Annotated in this window: 9 protein-coding genes and 1 pseudogene; all 10 read right to left on the reverse strand. The window is 37.1% G+C overall.

The genetic code is table 11. The features are described from left to right. Position 1 precedes the first annotated feature (1 nt). Complete coding sequence (locus tag QZ143_RS02880) at positions 2-1471, reverse strand: methanogenesis marker 14 protein (protein ID WP_292606086.1); 1470 nt, start codon at positions 1469-1471, stop codon at positions 2-4. Positions 1472-1628: 157 nt separating this feature from the next. Further along, the gene (gene mtrH / locus QZ143_RS02885; protein WP_292881032.1) at positions 1629-2561 is read right to left on the reverse strand and encodes a tetrahydromethanopterin S-methyltransferase subunit H; all 933 of its coding nucleotides are present in this window, start codon (positions 2559-2561) and stop codon (positions 1629-1631) included. Positions 2562-2574: 13 nt separating this feature from the next. After that, complete coding sequence (gene mtrG, locus QZ143_RS02890) at positions 2575-2817, reverse strand: tetrahydromethanopterin S-methyltransferase subunit G (RefSeq protein WP_292606082.1); 243 nt, start codon at positions 2815-2817, stop codon at positions 2575-2577. A 12-nt stretch (positions 2818-2829) separates the two neighbouring features. Next, entirely contained in the window at positions 2830-3036 is a 207-nt protein-coding gene (locus QZ143_RS02895) for a tetrahydromethanopterin S-methyltransferase subunit F (protein WP_296851901.1), read from the reverse strand. Between the two features lie 13 nt (positions 3037-3049). After that, complete coding sequence (gene mtrA / locus QZ143_RS02900; protein WP_292606078.1) at positions 3050-3763, reverse strand: tetrahydromethanopterin S-methyltransferase subunit A; 714 nt, start codon at positions 3761-3763, stop codon at positions 3050-3052. After that, positions 3764-4093: a tetrahydromethanopterin S-methyltransferase subunit B gene (locus QZ143_RS02905; RefSeq protein WP_292606075.1), complete on the reverse strand. Its 330-nt coding sequence runs from the start codon at positions 4091-4093 to the stop codon at positions 3764-3766. 17 nt (positions 4094-4110) lie between these two features. Next, positions 4111-4926: a tetrahydromethanopterin S-methyltransferase subunit C gene (mtrC, locus tag QZ143_RS02910; protein WP_292606073.1), complete on the reverse strand. Its 816-nt coding sequence runs from the start codon at positions 4924-4926 to the stop codon at positions 4111-4113. After that, on the reverse strand, positions 4927-5628 hold the full coding sequence (gene mtrD, locus QZ143_RS02915) for a tetrahydromethanopterin S-methyltransferase subunit D (protein WP_292606071.1): 702 nt from the start codon (positions 5626-5628) through the stop codon (positions 4927-4929). Between the two features lie 13 nt (positions 5629-5641). Further along, complete coding sequence (gene mtrE, locus QZ143_RS02920; protein WP_292606069.1) at positions 5642-6520, reverse strand: tetrahydromethanopterin S-methyltransferase subunit E; 879 nt, start codon at positions 6518-6520, stop codon at positions 5642-5644. Positions 6521-6829: 309 nt separating this feature from the next. Next, positions 6830-7109 (reverse strand): annotated as a pseudogene (locus tag QZ143_RS02925) (methyl-coenzyme M reductase subunit alpha); the annotation flags it as partial.

Below are 7109 nucleotides of genomic sequence, written 5' to 3' on the forward strand. Positions count from 1 at the left end.
TTTAAGCGAATTTACCGCCAGCCATTTTCATACGATCTTTAAGAATGCATCTTCCCCCTTGTTTTCCTCCAATAGGGAATTTAGGAGTACCCATTGAATTCATACAACGAGCCATGATTGCTGAACCAAGAGCAAGACCATCTTCAACAAACACTACATTTTCAAACTTATCTTGCACTGCCTGTAAAATAAGTTCAGGTTTTCTACCAGTAATTCCTGCCCTTCCTGTAATACCTAAAGCAGAGCCCGGAACGATGACATTTTCTTCAAATGCAACATCCAAAACCCTTTTAACTATGTTTGTACTAACATAATCCAAAGTTGAAAGTAAGGTTGGAAGACCATCAGCATCATAGAATTGAGCACCCAATTCCATCAATTCAGGTAATTTATCCCCATTAACACCAACATCACAACCAATTAAAGTAGTGCCCGCATTATCTGCAGCAACCGGATTAACTGGAACAGTACCAAACCTTTGAACATCCATTGGAACTTTACGAATATCAATTAATTTATGAGCCTCAAGCGCATTAGCTTCAGCCTTTTTATGATTAGCTTTTTTCATTGCTTTTTCATCATATAAATCTAAAGCCGCTCCATTTTTCTTATCAATTTGACCAGATCCTCTAGCAAGAGAATCGCTTACAACACCCGCAAGCCCTAAAAAGTTACCAACAGTATTTGCATAAGGTTCATTATCATTAACAATACGTCCTGCCAATGTTGATCCGAAATCTAAAGAAACACAAGGGTTTCTATAATCAACTTCAGTCCATTTAGCACCTAATTTAATTCCAGCAGTAACAAGTTCACCTTCCATTTCATTAGCAACTGTTTCTTTACCTTTAGGAGGAACAACACTTACAACAGCCCCATCAAACATGATATTTTCCAAAAGAGAATGTTTCTGTAATCTTTCCGGAAGTTGAGAAATACTCATTGCTGGAGACATCTTACGAGGAGGTATATCTGCTGCAAGACAACCATCTGCAAGTGCAATAATGAGTTGACCCGCTTCTTCTGCAGTTGCAAAACCTGCAGTTACCCCAGTAGATCTAACAACAAAATCCAAATCTTCATCCTTATCTACTTGACATTTTTTAAGAGATTCCAAAACAGTATCTCTAATTAAGTCAGTTACAGCTTCCTTGGAAAGTTCAATTCCCCACACAGTTTTACCAAAAACCTCTTCTGAAGGTTTAGGTGGCCTAATATCACGAGTCATTTTAACTGTTTTATTCAAAAGATAAGATTCACTAGTATTTAAATTAGTAGCCATTACAATAGATTTTGTAGTGGTGTTACCTAATTCAACAGAAGCAGTTACATAAAAAGTATCAGGCTTTTTAACAGCACCAGGACTTGCAGGACCTGCCCTCTGAGCCTTTAATGTAGCCAAATTGCCATCTTTGGAATGGGCAATTATAGGTTTAGGACCTTTATTAAAAATTTTACTTAAAAAAGACATTATTCAACCTCACCAAAATATAAAGTTAATTAATAATCTCTTTTTAAGATAATATAAATTTTATTAAAAAAATCTTTAAAAAAATCACGAAAAATAGTTAAAAAAAATTAAAAAAAGGATTAGATGAAATGAATCATCTAATCGGGACCCTTATTGTTTATAATAATTTGTTAATTGGGTGTTCTTCTACAGGTTCGGTACCGATATCTTTTGCTGCTTCAGCAATCATGATATCTGCCATACCACAAGCAGGGAATGCAAGTCTTGCGTTTTCGATTGGTCCAAAGAGAACGAAGTCTCCTCCAGCCATTTGTTGAACAATGTTAGAACCAATATCACAAACAGGCCATGCTTCTTTGTGTTCTTTTTTGTATCCTCTTAACCAATCCCATGCGGATGGTACGTTGTGAATACCAGATCCTACTGGGTATCCCCATTTAGCTTTTACAGCGTAGGAAGTTCTTACAGCAGGTCCTGCACCTTGACCTAATGGAGTAACTGCTACATCCATGAATGGTTTAGTAATTCCACATTCATCAGCCATTTCAAGGATACCTTGATCAATTACATCTCCACCAGTTTCCCAGATTTCGATTTTTCCTTCTACACCAGCTTTCATTGGGTTGAAACCTAAGAGAATGGATGCGTCGATGTCTGAGTTTTTAACAGCTTCGATTTCACCAGGTTCAGCAGCCATACTTAAAGAGTTGTAAACAGCTCTTTCGCATAATCCTACTTCTTGAACGTATTCTACACCTGCAATTTTAGCAGCAGCTGCAGTTGAATCTATAAGGAAAGGTTTGTCACAGACGTCTCCTACAAATTCTAAGTATTTTACCATAGCTTCTGCAGTAGCACCGAAAGTTTGTACAACACAAGGGTTTCCGGTTACATCGGACATTTCTTCCATAGTTTTAATTCTTTCTTCAGCAGCATCTTTATCAAAGATACCTTCTTTTTCATCACTAATAATATTGTGTCCACCGTAAAAGATTGTTCCTGCTAAAACAGTAGGGTATTCACCAGGTTGCCCTCCCATTTTCATACCAGCAACATCAATGACGAGTTGTTCTTTATCAAATCTTAACATAAATATAAACCTCCTATAATAAGGCAGATAACATTGAAGTTATACCAAATTTTATGGCTACAATTAAAATAATTAAGCCAATTATAATACCATATAATATACCAACATCCCTACCATTTTGTTGGCCTAAACGTTGATAGTATTCACCTACAGTGAAATCAACTTTTTCTTCTGCGTCATCTAATTTTGCAACAATTTGGTTGAAATCATCTGAGGAAACCATGACTTGAGGTATTGAATTATCTTCTTCACTCATAAATAACACCCCTTATAATCCCATTGCTTTTGCAAGTGCAGGAATAATTACGATAAAAAGTAATGCTATGCAAGCACCAATAGCAAATCCTTTAAATCTAGTTGCAAGTAAACCTGCGAATAGTTTACCTTCTCTTGCAAGGAGTTTAGAACTATATTCAGCATCATCTGCTGCGTTTTTCATCCCGTGTATATTTGGTTTATTTGAAATTTGTACCATATTCATCTCCTCCTTAAATCAAGAATAAAATTCCAATTATTAAAGTAAAAGCTAATCCGATCATTATACCTTGGACTTTACCTGCATAATTACCAGCCATATTCCTTTGAACTGCACCGACCATGTCGATTTTAGTGTTTATATCCCTAATTCTTGCTTCAACAAGAGCAGTTTCAGCAGAAACAACTTTGATTGCTTCTCCTTCTTCTTCGTCATCGCCATCATCGTCAACGGAAATAACCATAGCTTCTTCTTCAAAAGCACCTGGATCTTTTTCTACACATTCATTGATTTTTGATTGAATTGCTCCGACATCTTCTGTGTCGATTAAATCAACAATTTCTAATTGTTGTTGGAATCTTTCAACACCATCGAGAGGAACATTTTCTACGAAAGGAATAGCACCAGTTGCACCGATGATTTTCTTTTTGTCAGCATCTGCACCGTTTTCATGTAAAGCTTTAAAACTTTGACCTGTGATGTGACCTTGTACTTCAGCACCAGCTAATATTAAGAAACGAATATTAGGGTTTGAAATAATGTTTGCAACTACTTTTTCTATTCCTAAGTTTTCTGTTTTACATGGACCTGCAATAGCTGCACCAGAAAGTTCAGCTTCAATGTGAGAAGCTAAAGTTGTTACTGCAACTGGGCTTTCTGGATCACCGACAATGTAGTCTCCACTGATAACCGGCCAGCCGTCTGCAGGAGCTTTTTTATCAGCCATCTATAAAACCCCCAATATTTGTAATATAGGTAATGCAGCAAATATGATAAATGAAGCTAATAAGAATCCATATACCATGTTAGTTAATAATCCTGCGGTAACATAAGAACCTTCCCTTCCAGGGAAAGAACCAACAGGACTTGTGTATGGATCTAATGAAGCCATCAATTCATCAGCAGCTAATTCCACTTTTGCTACTTGTTCATTTACATCATCCATAGATAGGAGTACGATTCCTGAACCTAAAGATGAACTTATGAGCCCGGATACTGGGTCATATGCATAATTCATTTCAGGTACAATTTGTACCATAGGTAACATTTGAGCCATATTTAATTCCTCCTAATCTAATTTTCCACTTTAGGCCATAATCCAGCCCATTTGGTTGAAGCTGCATCATTACATGAAGCTTGTACGAATGCTCTGAATGAGATAATCCAACCGATTAAACCAACGATGAATACAATGAACCAACCGAGTCCACCAGTAGTGACAGACATGAGACCAGTAATAGCCATGGATAAAAATGCAGTAGATGCTGCACATTTGAGGGTTCTTACTTGATCTTCGTTAGGTCCTAAACATGCGTTGAATGGGTGTTGGATTGCCATAGTACACATAATAAATAATACAGCAATAAAACCAGTTGCAACAACATTTTCATAAATTGCAGTCATATCAAAAGTACCAGCAATAGCTGCGGAGAATCCTAAAATAGATAAACAAGCAGCACCTGCAATTTCAATAGTACATTGGAGCATAATAGGGATTTTCATACCTACAATTTTAGTTGCGACAAGAGCAATGATTGCACCAATGATAATAGCAATAACTAAACCTGCAACAGGTCCTATTAAAGGCATTTTGATAAGAGTTGCTAAACTAATACCTGCTAAAGATGAGATTACACCTACAGATAAAGACATGTAACCGATAGATGGAACACCAGTACCTAAACCGTAACTTGCTACTCTACGAATAGCGTCAGCACCCCAAACAATAGCGCATACAGCACCAAGAGCACCGAATAATGAACCAATAGTTTCATTTAACATACCGGATAAGTAAATACCGATTAATCCACCGACAATACCTAAAATTAATAAATGAGTTGAGCTAACTGCACCTGCAGCTGCACCATCAGCACTTCCACCAGCAGACATTTAGATACCTCCAGTTAAAATAATACAAAAGATTCCGACAACAATAGATGCGATAGCACATGCAATTGCTCCAGTTCCAATTCTTTTGAATTTTGGATCGTGCATACCTTCAATGGTACCACCAATGTTATAAGAAGCAATTACTGAGTTAATAAAGAACACACCTACACCTAAAATAGCAGCTAAACCAATACTTACAGCAGGGTCAGTTACAAAAGTACTGTCTTGAACAGCTTGATAAATTCCGTAGTAGACTAATCCACCACCAAAACCACCGAAGAGACCTCCAATGAGACCACTTATGAATGAGGTTAAAGGTACACCGTGACCTTCAGTACCAGGGGTTTTGTAAGCTTCTTGATTACGTTTAGTAATCCAGTCTACAGGTACTTTAGATGCAGCAGGAACAATACCTACACCGAAGATGTAGATTAAGTTTGCAATGAGCATAGTAATACCCATCATAATCATAGCACCTATTGCACCACCTATACCCACTATATAGAATGGTTCACCTGTCATAGTTGCAGCAGTAATAAGTCCTGTTAAACCAGCACCAGCAGCTAACATAGCAGTACCAGTACCTACACCAGTAGCTGTTGCCATAGCCGCAGGAGCTCCTCCTACAGGAATAAAGTGCACACCTGCACCAATCATAATACCGCCTATAGCGATGAATAAAATTAATGTAATTGGATCCATAATCGAAACCTCCTTATTCTTCCTCATATGGTCCATATTGGTTTCTTGCAAATACTTCTAATCTATCATCTATTATAATTAATAAGATAATGATTATAATACCAACAATAATACCACCATATACTCCAAATACTACTGTATTCCAGAAACTAAAGAATACAACGAGACCGAAACAGAAACCAGTTAATGGTCCACCAAATTTAGCACAGAAGTTTACTACATCCATTGAGTTTTTAGCACCTAATGGAGCTTTAGTAACAATATCCCCTTGAATAGCTACAGGGGTTCCTCCACCAAATTCGAATTTTTGATACTCACTTTCAGCACCATAATGAACGTCCCCAGTTGAAGATCCAATAGCACCGAGAGCAATACCCCAAAGCATTGCTAAAAGTGGTAATGGGAATACGTGTAATGGGGTACCATTAATAGGAATGGTCATCAAGTAAGAAATTCCAACAATACAAAAACTAGTTATAAATCCGTGACCTACAATAGGTCCTAAAGATTGAGTTAATACATCCATAAATAATGGTTGTTCAAATTGGGATTGTCCAACAATCCTTCCCATGTGGGATGTAACAGTATAAATAGCGTGAACAAAAGCAGCGACACAAGCACCCATTGCAATAGCTACGAGAGGCATCATACCTAAAGACATAACTAATCCTGCAATAGCACCAGCGACACCACACCAAACACCATAAGCGACTGGTTCACCAGAAGCCGCCTTGTTTATCATACGGTGTAAATGTCCCATTTGTGGAGCAAGTTGAACTTGGGAGTTAGGGTTACTTTGAGAACCAATATCAGATTCTAAGTCCTCTGCAGCCCCTCCGATAGTAGCAACTGCACCCATTAATGCAACTACACCTAATGTTACAGGGTCCATAATTTTTTTCCTCCATATTTTTTATTAAATTGATCATTTAATAAACGTGAAATTGATTTTTGTTCCATACAAAAATCATTGAAATCGTAATATCCACCATATTATAATAATACGATGTTTCAGAATTTTTCAAGTAAACTTGATTTTTGTTCCATACAAAATCAAAAACCTCAAAAAATACCTTCCAATATTACTAATTATTATATTTTATATGCTTCAAATATAAATGTTTTGGAATTTTTCAAGTAAACTTGATTTTTATAAAGTGGTAGATAGGTGAAATTAATCACCTATCATGTGTTTTTCTATCTATTTTGCTGGGGTAATAGCAGTTCTTTCACCAGCAGGTTCGAATTCTCTTAATGCACCTTTAGCAAATTCTTCACGTACTTTACTGAAGTCAAAGACTAAGTTTTTGTCAGCAAATGCGATTTTTACTAATGGGTTGAAAGCCCAAGCGTCTCCACGAGCGGAGTGAGGTGCTTGTGCAATACCAGCGTATTCACCTTGGTGACCTACGTTCATTGCGTAGTTAGGATAGTTAGGTCCTCTCATTTCGAGTGGTAAACCTTCATCGTTTCTGATGGAG

Source organism: Methanobrevibacter sp. UBA188 (genome assembly GCF_905234905.1).
GTDB lineage: Archaea > Methanobacteriota > Methanobacteria > Methanobacteriales > Methanobacteriaceae > Methanocatella.